Origin of the sequence: Psychromonas hadalis ATCC BAA-638 (assembly GCF_000420245.1) — a bacterium.
Classification (GTDB): Bacteria; Pseudomonadota; Gammaproteobacteria; order Enterobacterales; family Psychromonadaceae; genus Psychromonas; species Psychromonas hadalis.
In genome coordinates this window covers 1-18,173 of record NZ_ATUO01000076.1, presented here as the reverse complement: position 1 = coordinate 18,173, position 18,173 = coordinate 1, and the positions used below count along the sequence as shown (strand labels likewise).

15 protein-coding genes are annotated in these 18,173 nt (G+C 35.8%); 11 read left to right on the top strand and 4 right to left on the bottom strand.

What is annotated here, in order from left to right; genetic code table 11:
- Window positions 1–110: 110 nt before the first annotated feature.
- Window positions 111–524 carry a Na+ dependent nucleoside transporter N-terminal domain-containing protein gene (locus tag G322_RS22710; protein WP_245542310.1) on the bottom strand — a complete coding sequence of 138 codons (414 nt, stop codon included), beginning with the start codon at window positions 522–524 and terminating at the stop codon, window positions 111–113.
- Window positions 525–611: 87 nt separating this feature from the next.
- Window positions 612–1,436 (bottom strand): xanthosine phosphorylase, encoded by an 825-nt coding sequence (gene xapA, locus G322_RS0110690; RefSeq protein WP_022941779.1) that lies wholly within the window; start codon window positions 1,434–1,436, stop codon window positions 612–614.
- A 306-nt stretch (window positions 1,437–1,742) separates the two neighbouring features.
- Between xapA and G322_RS0110685 the strand changes: the two genes are divergently transcribed.
- From G322_RS0110685 to G322_RS20515, 10 genes are all read left to right on the top strand, one after another.
- The gene (locus G322_RS0110685; protein WP_022941778.1) at window positions 1,743–2,645 is read left to right on the top strand and encodes a LysR family transcriptional regulator; all 903 of its coding nucleotides are present in this window, start codon (window positions 1,743–1,745) and stop codon (window positions 2,643–2,645) included.
- Between the two features lie 81 nt (window positions 2,646–2,726).
- Complete coding sequence (locus tag G322_RS24230; protein WP_245542309.1) at window positions 2,727–2,867, top strand: hypothetical protein; 141 nt, start codon at window positions 2,727–2,729, stop codon at window positions 2,865–2,867.
- Window positions 2,864–3,250, top strand: coding sequence for a hypothetical protein (locus G322_RS24225; RefSeq protein WP_051143760.1), 387 nt, complete (start codon window positions 2,864–2,866; stop codon window positions 3,248–3,250). The genes G322_RS24230 and G322_RS24225 overlap by 4 nt, the downstream gene beginning before the upstream one ends.
- 57 nt (window positions 3,251–3,307) lie before the next feature.
- Complete coding sequence (locus tag G322_RS24220) at window positions 3,308–3,535, top strand: hypothetical protein (protein ID WP_051143759.1); 228 nt, start codon at window positions 3,308–3,310, stop codon at window positions 3,533–3,535.
- A 35-nt stretch (window positions 3,536–3,570) separates the two neighbouring features.
- Complete coding sequence (locus tag G322_RS24215) at window positions 3,571–3,789, top strand: transposase (protein ID WP_245542308.1); 219 nt, start codon at window positions 3,571–3,573, stop codon at window positions 3,787–3,789.
- A 659-nt stretch (window positions 3,790–4,448) separates the two neighbouring features.
- The gene (locus G322_RS0110675) at window positions 4,449–5,705 is read left to right on the top strand and encodes an EAL domain-containing protein (protein WP_022941777.1); all 1,257 of its coding nucleotides are present in this window, start codon (window positions 4,449–4,451) and stop codon (window positions 5,703–5,705) included.
- Entirely contained in the window at window positions 5,695–6,513 is an 819-nt protein-coding gene (locus G322_RS0110670) for a GGDEF domain-containing protein (RefSeq protein ID WP_022941776.1), read from the top strand. The genes G322_RS0110675 and G322_RS0110670 overlap by 11 nt, the downstream gene beginning before the upstream one ends.
- Before the next feature lie 751 nt (window positions 6,514–7,264).
- Window positions 7,265–8,716, top strand: a complete 1,452-nt coding sequence (locus G322_RS0110660) for an extracellular solute-binding protein (protein ID WP_022941774.1) — start codon at window positions 7,265–7,267, stop codon at window positions 8,714–8,716.
- Between the two features lie 3 nt (window positions 8,717–8,719).
- On the top strand, window positions 8,720–12,193 hold the full coding sequence (locus tag G322_RS22275; RefSeq protein ID WP_022941773.1) for a response regulator: 3,474 nt from the start codon (window positions 8,720–8,722) through the stop codon (window positions 12,191–12,193).
- Window positions 12,194–12,195: 2 nt separating this feature from the next.
- Window positions 12,196–13,083 carry a diguanylate cyclase domain-containing protein gene (locus G322_RS20515; RefSeq protein ID WP_022941772.1) on the top strand — a complete coding sequence of 296 codons (888 nt, stop codon included), beginning with the start codon at window positions 12,196–12,198 and terminating at the stop codon, window positions 13,081–13,083.
- A 284-nt stretch (window positions 13,084–13,367) separates the two neighbouring features.
- Here the strand turns inward: G322_RS20515 and norW are convergent, their stop codons facing one another.
- Complete coding sequence (norW, locus tag G322_RS0110645) at window positions 13,368–14,507, bottom strand: NADH:flavorubredoxin reductase NorW (RefSeq protein WP_022941771.1); 1,140 nt, start codon at window positions 14,505–14,507, stop codon at window positions 13,368–13,370.
- Complete coding sequence (gene norV, locus G322_RS0110640; protein ID WP_022941770.1) at window positions 14,504–15,967, bottom strand: anaerobic nitric oxide reductase flavorubredoxin; 1,464 nt, start codon at window positions 15,965–15,967, stop codon at window positions 14,504–14,506. The genes norW and norV overlap by 4 nt, the downstream gene beginning before the upstream one ends.
- A 206-nt stretch (window positions 15,968–16,173) precedes the next feature.
- Here norV and norR point away from each other — a divergent pair, with 206 nt between their 5' ends.
- Window positions 16,174–17,712, top strand: coding sequence for a nitric oxide reductase transcriptional regulator NorR (gene norR / locus G322_RS0110635; protein WP_022941769.1), 1,539 nt, complete (start codon window positions 16,174–16,176; stop codon window positions 17,710–17,712).
- Window positions 17,713–18,173 lie beyond the last annotated feature (461 nt).

The following is an 18,173-nucleotide window of genomic DNA, read 5'->3' as shown; positions in this document are numbered from 1 at the left end:
TAAAGCCTCTATTGATAGGGGCTTTTTGGTGCCTAAAGAAAAATACTAGTAGCTATGGTTTTACAAAGCTCAAAATCACTAAACCTTAGGGTATGAAAAGAAGTGACGGTTCAAGTCCGTCCAGTGGTAGCAAACAAATGATGAAGCCTCGATCTCTTATAAAATAAGTATCGGGGCTTTGTTGTATCTGACGTATTTAATGATGAATTAAAAATGATAGAGGGTGTTTTGAAAGATGTGGATGTCCCCGATCTTTTCCCTAAGTAATACAGCACAGAAATTAAAGCAGAGAAAAAGACAACTAAAGGAACTACATTAAGTGTAAAAACAAAGCCAATGCCATCTACTGAAAAGTTAACAAGATTGCCAAATAAAAAGTTAATGCCTGCCTTTCCGCTATCAAGAACAGCATGTACTCCGTGTGACATCACTTCTAATACTTTCATTCCCCATGGCAGACACAACACCATTGCACCAATAATAAATTGCAACAAAAAAGCAGTACCAACAGTACGCAATTTGATTGCTTTTCGATTACCTGAAATGGCAAAAGCAATACCGAGAAGTACGGCGATTCCTAAAAACCTATGGCAAACATATAAACTCTTTAATCAGAAATGATTATTCATAAAAGCTTTGATGAAACGAATGAAATCAGCTTCAGCCAATTTCGCGCACTTTAGTGTTTGGGTATGAGAAAGCTCAACATCTCCCAAGCCTTCAGCCATATTTGTAATCGCACAAATAGATAAAACAGGTAAACTACAATGGGCAGCCGCAATAACTTCAGGAACCACTGACATGCCTACAACATCTCCACCAATAATCTGCATCATTCTAATTTCAGCAGCGGTCTCAAAATTAGGTCCTGTATATGAAACGAATACGCCTTCATTAAGGTTGATATCGTTTATACCTGCAACTTCTAATGCTTCAGCTCGAAGTGTTTTATCATAAGCATTTGCTAGGCTAAAGAATCGAGGGCCATATTCTTCATCATTTTTACCAACCATCGGAGACTCTGGCATAGTGTTAATATGATCGTTAAATACAACCAATGAACCCACATCAATACTTTCAGGGCGAAGTGAGCCCGCTGCATTAGTTACGAGTAAAAACTCACAACCTAGCTTTTTAAATGTTCTTACCGCTGAAGTCATCACTTTCATGGTACCGTGTTCATAATAATGTCCGCGTCCTTTCATACAAACAACTTCAACACCATTCATTGTGCCTAAAACAAGCTCACCAGAATGGCCCTGTACAGTACTCACAGGAAAGCCATCTAGTTCCTCATAAGGAATAATAATTTTATTTTCAAGCTCATCAGCAAGTACGCCAAGTCCTGAACCCAAAATAAAAGCGGCCTTCGGTTTAAAGTCTTTCTTGTGTTCTAGGATAGTGTTTAGGGCATTAGTAACAGGATCTATATTCATTTTTCTTACCTTTCAGTTATGTAATTTCGAATAATAATAATAATCCAAATCATGTGCTTTACCATCGCTTAAATAGCGACATTCATCCCTTAATAAAGGATAATAATTTAGCCAAGCAGTGAGATAGGAAGGCCTTTTGAAAGAAAGTGCCCTATTATTTGAACGTGATCACATTATTGCTTCTATATGATCTTATATAGTGAATTTTATGAGGCTAAAATATCTGCACTATAACTTCAGTTAACAATAAAATAGAAACTTATAGAATTTTAATTTGTGAACTTCATCACCAATGGTTTTAGCAATATGACACAACTATTATTTGAACGAGTAACCATCAAAATGCTTCGATATTTTTATGAAGTTGCACAGACAGGACACTTTACTCAAGCTGCAAAGAATTTAAGTATTACTAACTCTCCATTAAGTAATCAAATTATGGAACTTGAAAGCCTATTAGGTACTAAGTTATTTGAAAGGGACTCTAGAAACGTTTCTTTAACTAAAACAGGGGAACTACTGAAATTAAAGTGCAATGTTATTTTTCAAACGATTGAACTTTCATTAAACCAAGTTCAACAACTCGGCTGCAGTAATAAAAACATGTTACGGGTAGGGATGGTAAGTAGCGCATTTTGGGGAGGTTTTGACCTAATCCTTAATAGTTTTCATAATACATATCCTGATCATAAGGCCGATATTTTTGACTTAAATCCTGAAATTCAAAAGAAATATTTAAATGAAAAAAAGATTGAGATAGGTATCGTTCGCTTCGCGGATACCCTCAATATTTCCCCCTATAGTTATAAGTCGATAACGAAAGAAAATTTTATTGTTGCAGTTTCTAAGAATCACGATTTAAAAGACAGAAATGTGGTGTCGTTAAAAGAGTTAAGTGCTTATTCTTTTACCTTTATGAGCAAAAAAAACTCAGCATCAGCAGACTTCATTATAAATGCTTGTTTACAAGAAGGATTCATTCCTAATGTAGTAAAAGAAGTTGTCGAGCCCACTACGCTAATGGCTTATGTGGCAAATAGTGACACCATAACGTTAGTACCCAATACGTTCACTAAACACAAATGGAATGGAATTAAGTTTCTAAAATTAAAAGAAAAATTAAGAGCCGATTTGTGCTTAATTTATGATGAGAAGCATGATTGCGACATCGTCGGTAAGTTTATAGATGGAATAAAAAAAGGCATATAGAACTAAACTTACCATGGGGTATCGGTGCTACTGAGATCGCTAATCAATTAAAAGGGGCTCAGCTAACCTTTGGAGGCCAGAATGACGCAATCTCGTGATTCATTGATTTCACTTTCCGATACTCTTTATTACCATTGTATTTCCCGTTGTGTGCGCGCGCTTTTTTATGTGGAGATGATCGCTACACAGGGAAAAACTTTGAGCATCGTCGCTAATGGATGATTGATCGTATTCGAGATCTAACGGACGTATTTTGTATTGAAGTTTGTGCCTATGCCATTATGAGCAACCACTATCACCTTGTTTTATATGTGAATGAGACAGAATTAAAAGATTGTTCTGATGCTAATATTTGTGAACGCTTGGGAAAAATATACTCAATCCCACCTATTGTATTACGTTGGCAAAAAGGAGAGTTGCACTCTGATGCCCAAAAAGAGATGGCACTTTCTGTGATCGGCGAATGGCGATCACGTTTATCAAATATCTCGTGGTTTATGCGCTGTTTAAATGAATTTATTGCCTGTAAGGCGAATAAAGAAGATAAGTGTAAAGGGCGATTTTATTCACTACCATCCATGGCGTTCACCCTTCGGGCTAGCTAAAGCTATTCTCATTTTTTCCCGAAAAATGAGTGGGAGGGCCGGTTTAAGTCACAAGCATTGCTTGATGAAAAAGCGTTATTGACCTGCATTGCGTATGTCGATTTGAATCCCATCCGCGCCAAAATATCAGCAAGTGTTGAAGAATCGGAATACACTTCTATTTTTGAACGCATCCACAATAAATCGCATCATACTGAAAATAAAGATGAAAATGTGCGTAAACCCCTGATTAGATTTGTCGGTGCGCGCATCAGCATCAATCTCATGGGATTAATTTTACGTTGATTGATTATCTTGAACTTGTTGATTGGACTGGACGAATGATGCGAAAAGATAAGCGAGGATCGATATCAACGCAAGTGCCGTGTTTGCTCAGCACTCTTGGTTTAGATAGTGAAGTGTGGTTTAGCTTAGCCAATGATTTCGGTAAAGATTATCACGGTGCTGTGGGCTCATTAGAGGAGCTTGCTCTCTTTGCTGAGCATACAGGTAAACGGTGGATATCAGGACAAAGCAAGCTACAAAAAATAGTCCACTGAGTTATTTACTGCGGTTTGTCATCATCTTATTAGCACACTGCTAATGACTTTTCTCGTTTAAAAATTGTTAAATTAGTGTTTTCTTCTTATTATTTTTTAAGTTTCTATTTTTTGTGAATTCTGTTCTATTTTATTTGATTGTTAGCATTGAAAATTTATATTTTTGATGAAATTATAGCGTTAAAGATACGGATGTCCCCGATCTTCCTGTCTTATGTGATTAATTTGTCCTGCATATAATAAATTTCAAGTAAATATTTGTGAATAATTTTATAAGTGTGAGCGGGGCGGACATAAGCGTTTATTTATCAGTGTGTTACGTAATTATTTTGTGCGACACTAAGAAGTGGTAAGTATTACATATTATAAAGTTAATATTTCTATCTCATCCAATAAACGGGAAAAAGATAGATCACATATTTTAATCTCTTCTCTTCTCTTATTTTATGGTAGTGACTACAATCATATGAAGTGTTATGGACCAACATATCTCCGATATGCATCTTTAATGAATCTAAAAGGCAAGGTCAGACTTAACCATCTAGGTGTCGTTATTCATTATTTAAAAGAACTAAAAATAAGATACTCGATATTCACAGAAAGAGTGCTCATTATTGTATGTGTGCTTTTAAAAGTAACTTATTCCTCAATGAATTTTAATGTTAAAAGGACGTTGTACTTTGTTCCCATTGAATTTGTATTTTAAAAGTAAAAGTAAAATTAAAACACTTTTTTTAATTGATATTTTACATATGAAAGATATCAATGCCTCTTATGGTTTTAAAAACGGGGATGCAGTAATAAAGCAGTTAAAAGTAATTATCAAAGCACTTCTGAAAAATGAAATTAACAACATGCTGATGGATACTTTTGGTGTGAAAATAGTAGGTAAAGTAGTAAGGCACCATTCAGATGTATTTTCAGTAACCTTTTACGATAATTTATCTGAAACATCTATACTCAAAATAAGAGATATCATCACAAAAAAACTTATAACTCACCAATTTAAAGTTTTCAATCCTGAAATTCAAATAAATATTAATACAACCATAGGTTGTTCAAAAAGTTCGAGTAAAGATTTAATTATATATGCAGAAAAGGCTTTGTATAATGCCAAACAAAATTTTGAATTTTTTGTGTTTTTTGATTCCAATTTATATAAAAATGAATCCTCGAGCAAGAGTCTGATTGAGCTAATACAATACAATATTGAAAATAAAAAAGTTGAACCTTATTTTCAAGCAATTTGCTGCAATAAGGAAGACAAGACTGTTAAATATGAAGCTCTCATGCGACTTTTTGACAAAGACGGTAATATGCTACTTCCTGGTGCTTTTTTAGAGAAAGCAAAGAGCTATAGATTATACGTTCAATTAATGCAGATATTAATTAATAAAGTTTTTGATATCATCATACTGCATAAGATCCATGCCAATATTAACTTAGAGTATAACGACATAATAAACCCTTTAATAAGCGATAATATTATTGCCAGAATTCAGCAAGAAGATATCGGTAAATACCTGACGATTGAAATTTTAGAAAGTGAAAGAATTCAAAATTTTGATATTATCAATGAATTTATTTATAAAGTAAAAGAGTATGGGGTAAGTATCGCAATTGATGACTTTGGCACTGGTTTTTCAAATTACGAATATATATTAAAGCTGAATGTTGATTATCTTAAAATAGATGGTTCATTAATACAAAAAATTGATGAAGATATATATATGAACCTTATTAAAAGTATCGTTATGTTTTGTGGCAAACAAAATATAAAAATAGTTGCCGAATATGTAAGTGATTTAAAAATACAAAGATATGTAAAATCTTTAGGAATAGATTATTCACAGGGTTATTACATTCAAAAACCAATCTCAATAGAGCAAATTGTTGGAGAAAGAAGTGAAGGGTAATTTAAGAAAAATAACAGACAAAACGATACAAGAATTATTACAAGATGAAATAATTCTTCCCTCTTCTTACTTTAAATTATTTGATAAAAATGCTAAAAAAATGAGTGTTGATATAAATGATGAGCACTTTGAAAGTGAAATTAGCAGTGTCATTGTTGAGGAGTTGAGAGATATAAACAGTTATATGAAAAAGACGGTAGAAAATATAGACACTTTATCTGATGTAACACAAGAAGCACAAAAGGCTATTAAAGATAAGGATGAAAATAAGTTAAGCACAATAGGTTTTGCGTTGGCCGAAATGAAGAATGAAATACAAGCACTAAAAGGTCTAATATACCTTGATCCTTTAACCAAAACCTTCAATAGAAAATGGATTTATAACCATGCCATTAATGAAAATGGTGGTTTTAAAACAAAAGGTTTATTGCTTTTGATCGATGTAACCGATTGTAATTACCTTGCTGACAAATATGGGAGTTTAATTGCAGACAATGTCATTATTTACATAAGCAAGTTTTTAACCCGGAAGTTTGAAAATGAGAATATAAATTTTGATATTGCGAAGTATAGCAATAATCAATTTGTGTTGTTTATCAATGAAGAAGCTTTAGCAAGCATTACATCGTTTCTAATAAATGCAAAAATAGAGTTATCAAATACGACTCTAAAAAGTAAATCGGGGTTAATGTTTAAAACAAATTTTAATTTTGGGCTTGTGAAATATGCTGCAAATGAAGATTTTCAACGCTCACTTGAAAAAACAGCAGTCCTTTCGAACAAGGAAAAAGAAAAAGAAAAAAATTGAAACTAGTTTGGCCTAAATGAATAGAAGAAAGTGTACCTTTTTTTGAGCCCAAACCGTGATAGCTTTTGAACTCTGCAAATTCAATAGGGTCGCACTTTACATTTTTCCTTTCAAAATTAGCACTAACAAGGCGTGAGTTGTTGGAGATAGTTATTCTCACTTCAAGGCTCACAATATCACAGACACAGTTAATTGGGATATAGCCAATGGAATGGGTATAACCATCAACGATTAGTGCTCTGCAATACCGACATTCAAAAAGCGATATATTTACCTGCTTCTCTTACATGACAACTAGGCCCCCCATTTTTGCTATTTATAATACATTTCATCGAACGCTATCGTTTTGTTGTGGGTGTTATATTTTTTGGTCTGAACTTGCATAACGCATCATATTGACAATGAAAAATAGTAATACAAGATCGCAATCTCACACTTGACATTTATAATATTTTAATATTTATATATAATATGTTTTATAAATAACTTTGTTTTTTATGTCGAATTATTTTTAACATTTTTTACTGCGTGCAATATAAGGATATCTATGAATAAGGGCATCTTAGCCAAAGCTAGTTTTAATATAATTAAACAAGTTCCCCTAAAAATTAAAAGTTTGCCTTGCCAAGAACATAAATTTTTTGGATAGCCATCAATAACTTTCCTGCTCAATACGGTGGTTATGTTGCGTTTAACCTACAGACACTGCTCGAAGACTAAAACTTAATTAAAAAAAGAAAAGCAGATAAATATGAAAATCCAATATTGCGTAATATCTACCCTTTTACTGTTAGGCAGTTTAGTCGCTTCGCCAAGTAGAGCCACTACCTCTGTATCGAAAGCTGATGAAGCGGTTAAACATGCTCAAGCTTATAGGGGAACTTCTCTAAATGTAATTTGGAACAAAGGTTTAATGGCAAAAGAGATATTACTTTATTCTGCGCCTCTTTGGGAAAAGTTAACCGGCATTAAAATCAATGTCATCGAACTAGCTATCGATGAGGTTTACCCATCTGTTTCTCAAGAGCACTTTTTTAAGTCCTATAGTTATGACGTGATCAGCATAGTGCCAAACCGATTGCCTGATTATATCAACTTGGGGGCAATTGAGCCGCTTGATGCTTATCTGCAACAGTTTAATTATAAGAGTGAGTTGCAGGATATTGCGCCTTCATTTCGTGATAACTGGATGACGTTTAATGGCCAAACTTATACTATTCCAGATGATGGTGACGTGCTGATGCTTTATTATCGCAAAGACCTATTTTCTGACCCTACTAATAAAAAGGCGTTTTTACAGCAATTCGGTTACCCATTAGCACCGCCTAAAACGTGGCTACAATTTGATCAAATTGCTGCCTTTTTTACCGATAAATTGGCACCAGAGGTTTATGGTACCGCTTTCATGCATAACGATTTATCCCACTACTTCTTCTCAGAACAATTTAGAAATAATAAGGGGGTTTTCTTTGATTCAGAAACAATGAAAACCACGATTAATAGCAAAATTGCTATAAAAACCTTAACTCAAATGGTCAATCGTCAAAAATGGATGCCACCTAAAGCGGGTCAATGGAGCTTTATGGATGTACTCAGCTCATTTATTAGTGGCCAAGTTGCGATGGTGGAGTTTTGGCCACCACTCGGCCGTTGGTCTGAAGGATATGGCCTAAATTCAGAGCATTTGTCCTGGGTGCCCAAAAGTGATGTTGCGGGTAAAGTGGGATATGCTGTTACACCTGGTCAAAATAGTGCCTTAGCCGCGGGGTTTAGTTTATCTATCTCTTCTCAGAGTAAAAATAAGCAAGCTGCATATCTATTTATCCAATGGATGACAAGTAAAGAGATCAGTCTCGACCGAGTTAAAATACCCTATAGTTTACGAGACCCTTATCGCACTAGCCATTTTAACGACCCAAGCTATCGAGAACTGTGGGCAGGCGCTGGCGAATATTTAGATACGTTAGAGGAGTCATCTAAACAAGGCCTAATAGACTTATCCTTGTTAGAAATTAATCTTTATGAAAAGTCACTCACCGAAGGTTTAAAAACCGCGTTTACTAAACAGCTTTCTCCAACACAAGCACTTAATTTGATTGCTCAACATTGGGACAGAATTACTTACTCAGTAGGTTTAGAAAAGCAAAAAAAATATTATATTGAGTGGAAAAACTCCCCTTTTTCATATCCAAAAGACAAGTAATAGATGAATATTAGAAGCAAAGCCGTATTATTTAATGCCATAGTCGTACTATTTACGGCATCTGTCACCATTGTGGGAGCGATGGTTATTCATATACAACAAATTAAAGATGAGAATAGCGAAAATATTTCTAGCGCTTATTCCTTATTTAAAAAAAGTTTCGATAAAATACCTGAAAATATAAATAATCAATTTGATAAATTTTCTAAAGAAAAAAATATAGCATTTCAAACGTTACGTACCATACAGTCAGGTTGGAGTTTAGATGTTGGTTTATCGTTTACTGGTTATTTTAGTAAATACCAGGAATTATTAATTGATTCTGGAGAGTTAGACAAATTTGCATTTTATTACGCGCCCAAATTAAGCGGCGAAAAGAGACTTTCTCTCTATTACGATCGCGATATTAATAACTTAGTTCAGGTAGATAACAACAATCACTATAAACTGAAGCCATTAGGCAGAGAGTTAATTGAAGATCCTGTTATTTTTCCTGTGACCTACCAACAGAAAGATCAATATGCATTACACAAGAATGGGCAAAAGATAAACCTGATAATGGAAAAAAATTATGACATTCAAATGTCAAAAAATAACAAGCTTAATATTGGTTCATTTTTACTGGTCAAATCTATACCTAACAATATTCTTAAATTTAAAGAGCACCATGGTGTAGATATCACTTTGTACGATATTAATGGTTTAGCAAATAATGAATTAATGCCAGATTTAGACTTGTCTAAAGATGGATTTTTTATAAATCAATTGATCACCCTAACCGACAAGTTAGAGCAAAGCTACGATGCCATTATTTATCCCCTTTATATCCAGAAACATAAAGTGGGTTATGCTGTCGCTAGTGTCGCGAAGTCTGTTACAGCGCAACGAACCGCTGATTTAATCTATTTATTAGCTATATTAGCCCTAGGTTCAACGCTAATCGTTACTCTGCTTTCTGGTTTTATGATTTCTATATGGTCAAAAACAATCGTTAAGTTAAGTGTCGCAGCTAATGAGTTTGCTAATGGTAACTTAGATGAAGAGGTTAATATCTCTTCGAATGATGAGCTAGGTCAGCTTAGTAAAAGCTTTATTTTTATGCGTAATTCAATTAAAGACAAAATTACCGAACTGAACAGTAAAAGGATTGAACTGTCTGAAATGAATAATCACTTAGAGCACTTAGTGGAGAAACGTACCGAACAACTCAATACCACGCTAACTCAGCTCGAGTTAGAAAAGGGCCGAGCAGAAAATGCCAGCCAAGCCAAATCAAATTTTTTAGCAAAAATGAGCCATGAAATTCGCACTCCTATGAACGCCATTATTGGACTAAGTCGTTTAACAATGCGTACTGAAATGAATCAAGACCAAAAAGAAAATTTATCTAATATTCTTGATTCATCTGAAACCTTATTGGGGTTAATTAACGATATTTTAGACTTTTCAAAAATTGAAGCGGGTAAAATGAATATTGAACATACCCCTTTTGATTTAGGTAAAGTACTACAGCGTATGATAGGTGTTGTGAAACTAAAGGCTCACCGTAAAAATGTAGAACTCATTACGTATATTGCGCCTGATGTGCCACATCAACTAATAGGTGATCCATTACGCCTACAGCAAATTTTAACCAATCTTGTCGCCAACGCAATAAAGTTTACCAAGCAGGGAGTTGTGTCTATTTCGGTAAACAAAGATGAAAAAAACGTAAAGTGCTTAACGTTTGCTGTTACAGACAGCGGTATAGGTATGGATGATAGCCAGCAAGAAAAATTGTTTAAGTCATTCTCACAAGTTGATGATTCAATTACTCGGAAATACGGTGGCACAGGGCTTGGTTTAGTTATTTGCAAACAATTAACGGAATTAATGGGGGGGGGAATAACAGTAAAAAGCATAAAGGGAAAAGGATCTACATTTACTTTTAACATATTATATGAAGAGAATAGCAACTATCAAGAAGTATCTGTTATATCAAAAGAAGCCCTCTCTAATTTGAAAATATTAGTGGTTGATGATATAGATTTATCAAGAAGAGTGTTGACTGATGCTCTGTCTCCTTTAGGCTGCAAAATAGATTCTGCTATAAATGGACTCGAAGCGATAGAAAAAGTAAGAAGTGCTTTTAACAACAATAAGCTTTATGATTTTATCTTTATGGATTGGCGCATGCCCAAAATGGATGGTATTGAAGCGGCTAGAATTTTGCACCAAGAATTTGGTAGTGGCGTACCTAAAATATTAATGGTTTCCGCATACGATAAAGACAAAATAAAAAAATTAGGTGAACCTATTGGTATCCAACATTATTTAGAGAAACCGGTCAATCAGAGTTTGCTTATCGATCAACTAATGGCAATGGCTTATCACATTGACCTTGAAACCTGCGCCTCTGAATCTACTTCAGTCATTCCTAATTTAAAAAATTGTCATATATTATTAGTCGAAGATAATACGTTAAATCAAAAGGTTGCTATGGGTTTTTTAGCCGAGACTTTAGTTGAGGTTGATATTGCAGAGACCGGTCTGCAAGCGTTGGAACTGCTATCTCGCAAAAATAAATACGATTTGGTATTGATGGATATTCAAATGCCCGTAATGGATGGTTTAACTGCCACTATAAAAGCAAGAACGGAACTGAACATTGACATCCCTATCATTGCAATGACCGCCCATGCTATGGCTGGGGATAGTAAAAAAAGCTTAGCAGCGGGCATGAATGATCATATTACTAAGCCAATTGATCCTGAACACTTGTACGCAACATTAGCAAAACATCTACAAGTACCTACAATCAAAATACAGGTTAATAAACCAATAGACGCTAATCAAACAAACAATAATCCTGCTTTTTATTCAGATTTTGTAAAACAACTGGCGAATATCGATGCTATAAACGTGCTTAAAGGTTTAAGTTACTTTCAGCAACATTTAGAAAGGTATGAAAAGTTTGTTGTTGATTTCATCGCTGATCATCAAAATTTAAACGATTTAAAAGATGCCCTAAAGAATAAGGATATGCTAGCAATAAACCGTATCTCGCACACTATAAAATCTACATTTTCTTATTTAGGTGCACAGCAACTAGCCCAACAAGCTAATGACTTAGAAGAAATTACCTATCAAGCTGATTTTACAGCACAAATTGAAGATAATACTCTTGAACTTATCAACAACTTTGGTTATTTAATGGGGCAGTTGATAACCCTTAAGAGGTCTAATGGGCAGGGTGAAACTAAATTATTTAATACCCAGCAAGCGGTAACCTTGATTCAACAACTTCTACCGATGCTAGAGCAATCCAACGCCTCAGCTGAGGAATTAGCCGAACAGTTAGCCAAGTTGTGCCTACATTCAAGTTATGCTGACAAAAGCAATGATATCTATAAGCTGGTTGCAGATTTTGAATTTAAACTAGCGTTACAACAAATCAGCATTTTAAATGACACCTTACAAAATGGATTAAAGGATTAGGTATGAAATCGATCCTCATTATTGATGATGAAATAAGCAACATAAAATTATTACATAGTGGACTAGGTGATAAATACCAGATACTTGCGGCTAAGTCTGGAGAAACGGGCATAAATATAGCAAAGCAGCAGCAACCTGTACTTATTCTGTTAGATATTGTCATGCCTGGTATTGATGGCTTTGAAGTGATAAAACGATTACAGGCTGATGCTGAAACTGCAGATATTCCGGTTATCTTTTTGACTGGTTTGCATTCCGTAGAAAATGAAGAGCACGGTCTAAGTTTAGGCGCGCAAGATTACATCAACAAACCTTTTCATATGGCTATTGTGAGAGCTCGAATTGCAACGCAAATGAAAATTATTGAACAAAAAGAGACTATCAAGTTACTCGCTAATCATGATCCACTTACGGGGTTGCCAACCTTAAGAGTCGCCCTTGACCGTCTCGACATGTCATTAAAAGCAGCAAAAAGACAAGATAAGAAACTGGCGGTGTTATACGTAGACTTGGATAATTTTAAATATATTAACGATACTTTTGGCCATGATGCTGGAGATGCTATTTTAAAAAATGTCGCTCAAAAAATTATCAATGTCGTGCGCGAGTCAGACACGGTTTGCCGAATTGGGGGCGATGAAATAATGGTTATTCTGAATAATATTAATAATGTTCAAGCATTAGAAGATAAGTGCCAGCAACTCATTTGTGACTTGGCAGATTCAATGCATTACAACGGAAATAAACTACAGGTAACCGCTAGCATTGGTGCGAGTATCTTTCCTGATCATGCTGATACAGCAGGTTCATTAAGGAAAAAAGCAGATGAAACCATGTATAAAGTTAAACGTGCAGGAAAAAACAATTACATGGTTTATTCGAATGTTTAATTTTTTCTTAAGCCGTCAGGTAATGTGGCTAAGTGATGCTGGGGAAGCGCTTTAATTAAAGCGCTGTTATTGTTTAATAATCATCCATATATATTCAAGAATCAGCTCTTATCATGCGGTGATTAATGGCTTTAAAGTGCCATAAAGCGCGCTGTAAACGATCATGTAAAAATGAGTTACGAAAGGCGAACTATTTTCAATAGAATGTGGGTGAAAGTTTAAGATCTATTGCAAAATTATTGATCGCTTTCCATCATAATATCCTCATTTAATTGTTTAATTGTTTAATTGTTTAATTGTTTCAGTAGTGGAAATGCGTGTTTCATGCGTTCTTCTGTCACCACAAAACCGACCATTTGCTCTGCTTCATTAAATGCTTTAACCGTTGTTCCTGTCGCGTCAATATCAACTTGCCAACGGCTGGCACGAATAACACAATCCCCCGCTAATTGAATGGGCATCAGTGGCGTCTTTACTTTAACCAACATCGTTGTGAGCTTAAGCTCTGCAGGCTCGCCTGATAAATTTTTTGCCAATATATTTGCACTTAACAAGATAGGCTGTAAAAACGGCATCACTTTGCCGTTGATTTCTGCGCAATCACCTATTGCAAAAATGTTTTCATCAGAGGTTTTCAGCTGCAGATCAACGACAATACCTTTATTGAGTTTAAGACCCGCCTGCTTGGCCAGATCTGTATTTACCTTTAAACCGGCCGCAGAGATAACACAATCAACATAGTGTGTTACTCCTGAGCTCAGTTGCACAGAAATTCCATTTTCAACCTTGTTTAAAGCGTTTACTGTTTGTTCTAATTCAAAAACAACCCCAGATTTACACATCTTTTTCTGTAATGAATGGGCAACAAACTCAGGTAGCATATTGGCCATCAAAGAGGTGCAAGGGTCAATCACCACAACCTCTTTACCACTTTGCTTAAGATCCATTGCCAACTCAGTACCAATAAGACCCGCACCAATAATGGCAATGCGTTTTGCTTGTACAAGTTTTGATTGTGACCGTTCGTACTCTGCAAGGCTGTTTAAAGTAATAATTTCAGTAAACGCATCTCCCTGTATTGCGGGTATAAACGCATCTGCACCGGTTGCTAGTACTAATTTTGAATAGGTAAATTTAATCCCGTTAATAGTAATGTTTTTTTCTACTCTGTCGATCCGTTCAACACGGCTAAAGGGATGCAAATCTACATTAAAATCACTGGCAAACTGCTTACTGGAGATCTTGATTAAATCAGACGCACTTTGATTTTTAGAAAAAACATGACTTAAATCAGGTTTGTTATAATCATCGCCCGCATCAGCAGTAAATAAAGAAATAGCGGTTAATTTATCCGTACGGCGAATCGTTTTAATAAGCTGATAAGCAGCAAAACCACTGCCGATAATAGTAATAGGTGCACTCATGCTGAACGCTCTTTTTCGATTACAACAAAAACATCTTTGCCTAAGGCGCATTCAGGACACAAGAAACTATCAGGCACTTCATGCCAAGGTGTACCCGCAGCAACATCTTGATTCGGCTCACCCACTTGTGGGTCGTAAACCCAATTACAAACGGTACATAACATATTTTGCTGCAGATCCGCATGAGTAACGGTTAGATCGTCATTCGCGCTCTGCACCGGCTCATCAAGCGCTTTAAGCAGCAGTGACTGCCCGGCAAGTTCTTGTAGCGCCCAGTTTTTTGCAACCTGACGGCCATGTTCACGGCAAGCAAGTATCGCTTTACCATCTGGTTTCCATTTAACTTTCATGGCTAACATAGTTTCAAAACCCGCGTCTGTTAAACGAGTATGAATACGGTCAACGGCACCGCCATTCCAGCCGTAACTACCAAAAGCACCCGCTTTTTTATCCTTAAAACGAAGACCCGTTATCTCCTCTAACATGCCTGCAACTTTAGGCATCATCACATTATTCATGGTTGATGAACCAACTAAAATACCTTTGGAGCGGAATACATTAGATAAGATCTCATTCTTATCGTGGCGGGAAACATTAAAAACTTTAACGGCAACATTCGCATCCACATCATTAATTCCCTGCGCAATGGCATCGGCCATCATACGGGTATTATTAGACATAGAATCATAAAAAATGGTGATACGATCTTCCTGATAATTATCAGCCCATTCAAGGTACTGATGAATAATTTGAGTCGCATCTTCACGCCAGACCACTCCATGTGAAGTCGCAATAATATTAACAGGCAGATTAAAGCTTAATACCTCTTTAATTTTTGCCGTTACCAAGCTACTGAACGGTGTTAAGATATTGGCGTAATAACGTAAACACTGCTCATACAGTTCATTTTGATCAACTTCATCGTTAAATAGGCGCTCATCACAGTAATGCTGACCAAAGGCATCATTACTGAATAAAATCGCATCACCCGTTAAATAAGTCATCATACTGTCTGGCCAATGTAGCATGGGAGACTCGATAAATATCAGCTGCTTGCCATTACCAATATCAATAGTGTCACCGGTTTTAACAATATTAAAATTCCACTCTGGGTGGTGATGCAAACCAGTGATTGAATCAATTGCATTTTCTGTACAGTAGATAGGTGTATTGGGGATTTTTGCCATTAACGCAGCTAACGCTCCGGAATGATCTTCTTCTGCATGGTTGATCACAATAAAATCAATTTCATCAAGCGCTATTTCCATCTCAAGATTCTGAATAAACTGCAGACTGAAACGATGATCTACGGTATCAATCAGCACTGTTTTTTGTTCACGAATTAAATAGCTGTTATAACTTGTTCCCTTAGTTGTTTTATACTCAGTCCCGTGAAAATCTCGAATTTCCCAATCACGTTGACCCACCCAATGAACATTATTTTTAATATGAATTGTCATTTTTCCTGCCTGCTATTTATTGAATAAAAATTTAAAAAGTTATCTTCGCTATAGCATCTAGCGTGCCAGTTTTTATCCAACTGATTTATAACGACTTTTATTCTAAAATGCCTTGATGATTGTCATAATGACACTATTTAAAAGTGTCTTTTTAACAAAGGTGGTGTCATAATGACAATGAAAGTTAATAAAAAAGAGGTCTTAAGATGAAAAATAAAAATCAGGCATTAACCCAGTTAGCCATTGATTTAACAACCAGCCTTTCTGGTCAGGATCGCTTTGAAAAACTACTTTCAGTTATCAGAAAACTGTTTAACTGTGATGCTTCCGCATTACTGGCATTTAAAGATCAGCACTTCCTGCCTTTAGCGATTAACGGACTTGATGACGAAGTATTAGGTCGTCGTTTTAATATTGCCGAACACCCTCGCTTAGAAGCGATCGCCCGCGCTGGTGACATTGTTCGTTTTCCAGCAGACAGCACGCTACCTGATCCTTATGATGGGCTGATCCCCAATCATCATGAAAAATTGAATGTTCACTCCTGTATCGGCCTGCCTCTGCTTGCTGATGATCACTTAATTGGTGCCTTAACCATTGATGCTTTTAAAGCGGATCAGTTTGAACGATTCAGTAATCAGGAACTGCGTATTATTAGCGCACTTGCATCAGCCAGCCTGCATACATCACTGTTAATGGAACGTCTGGAAAAACAGACTGGCTTTATAGAAAATAATGATCAGGTAAATAATTCCTTTTTACAGATCGATAATAATATGATCGGTAATTCAACTGAGATACAAAGTTTACAAACACAAATAAAAGCGGTTGCAGATACCGATCTGTCTGTACTGATAACGGGAGAAACTGGCGTTGGTAAAGAGTTAGTTGCCGTTTCAATTCATGAACAATCAAGCCGTCATAAAAATAAATTAATTTATCTCAATTGTGCGGCGCTGCCAGAATCGGTTGCAGAAAGTGAACTGTTCGGTCATGTAAAAGGTGCATTCACGGGTGCAATAAGCGATCGTAAAGGAAAATTTGAATTAGCAAATAACAGCACGCTTTTTTTAGATGAAGTGGGTGAGTTACCACTATCACTGCAAGCTAAGTTATTACGCGCATTACAGTATGGTGACATACAAAGAGTGGGTGATGAACAAAGCTTAAAAGTCAATACCCGAATTATTGCAGCCACTAATCGAGAACTGCATAAAGAGGTTAAAACAGGACATTTCCGTGCAGATTTATATCACCGCTTAAATGTATTTCCCGTCCATGTTCCTGCCCTGCGCGATAGGGGTGACGATGTTATTTTGCTGTCTGGATTTTTTGTTGAGCGATGCAGAAACAAACTTGCTTTAGCCAATTTAAGTATTGAACAAAGTGCCATTAACATAATAAAAAGTTACCAATGGCCGGGAAATATTCGAGAATTAGAGCATGCAATAAACAGGGCTGCTGTGCTTGCAAAATCACAATCAACTAATTTATCAGTCAAAATAAACGCCACGCATTTTAATATAAACAATGATGAAAGCTCAGAGAAGCAAACACAGGTTAATGAAATAATTGAAGAAAAGGTAATCAATAGCGGATTAAGAGAAGCAACAAATCATTTTCAACAAACAATCATAAAGCAGGTCTACCAAGAAAATAACCATAACTGGTCACGCACCGCCAAACAACTGAAACTGGATACAGGCAATCTACACCGTTTGGCTAAGAGATTGAATATAAAGTAACAGTAAACTTTAACCGCGCGTAGCGAAAATATCGAGGGCGTGCCTGTAGACTGGGCTCGTCCTTATTAAGTGCATGGAAATTCAAAGAAATACGCATCATGTTTTTAGATTAATGTATCACTTTGTGTGGATACCTAATACCATTCCGCTTAATATAATGATCAGGTTTTACGCAGGGTAAATTACTAAGGTCAAGGCGCATGATTGAGTAATAGCCGGCTATTGCGATTGAATGCAACGCAGATATTAGTCATTTAAACCAGTAAAAACGATCAGTTACTTAGGCGGATTAATGGTATGGACCCTCTCCACTCCACTTACGGCTTCAAATGAGCCAATATAGTAGTGTTAAACATTCTATATACAGCAAAATAGAGAGGGTCACATGAATACTATAACAATCGGGTTAGATATCGCAAAGTCAGCTTTCCATTTAATTTGGATGAATGAATCAGGTAAAG